Consider the following 738-nt stretch of genomic DNA (forward strand, 5'->3'; position numbering starts at 1 on the left):
CATCGGGTGATCAGCGCCCCGCGCTGATCAGGCCATGCGGGGCATGGCCGACCCGATGCTCTGAAGGGGAGGGGCTTGAGAAGCCCGCCTCCCGCCAAAAACAAAAAGGCCGGACGTTTCCGCCCGGCCCCTTCGTGATTCGGTTCGCTGAAATCAGCTGCCCGGCTGCAGGTTCACTGCCGCGTACTTGCCGCGGCGATCGACCTCGAGCTCGAACTCGAGCCGGTCGCCTTCGTTGAGCGTCGGCATGCCGGCGCGCTCGACGGCGCTGATGTGGACGAATGCGTCGGGCTGGCCGTCGTCGCGCTGAATGAAGCCGAAGCCCTTCATCGCGTTGAAGAACTTGACCGTGCCGGTCGCCTTCTCGCCGGTCAGCTGGCGCTGCGGGCCGCCGGCACCGCCGGCGCGGGGGCCGTCACGATCGCGGGGCGGACCCGAATCGCTCACCGGCATCGGCTCGCCGTCGATCTTGAGGTCGGTCGCCGAGATGCGGCCGCCGCGATCGACGAGCGTGAAGCCCATCGGCTGGCCTTCGGCGAGACCGGTCAGGCCGGCCTGTTCGACTGCCGAAATGTGCACGAACACGTCCTCGCCGCCGTCATCGCGAACGACGAAGCCGAAGCCCTTTTGTGCGTTGAAGAACTTTACGACGCCGGTCGCCTCGCCGACGACCTGGGGGGGCATGCCGCCGCCGCCGCCGCCGCGGAAACCACCACCGCCGCCGCCGCCGAAGCCGCC

At 69.2% G+C, this 738-nt stretch carries 1 protein-coding gene; it reads right to left on the bottom strand.

Annotation, left to right across the window (positions count from 1 at the left end; all coding sequences use genetic code 11):
* Nucleotides 1-153: 153 nt before the first annotated feature.
* Nucleotides 154-738, bottom strand: a 585-nt coding sequence (locus AC3WJI_RS21685; protein WP_492759378.1) for a cold-shock protein, incomplete at its 5' end; no start/stop codon positions are given.

Source organism: Sphingomonas sp. FW306-1B-B10E (genome assembly GCF_058782005.1).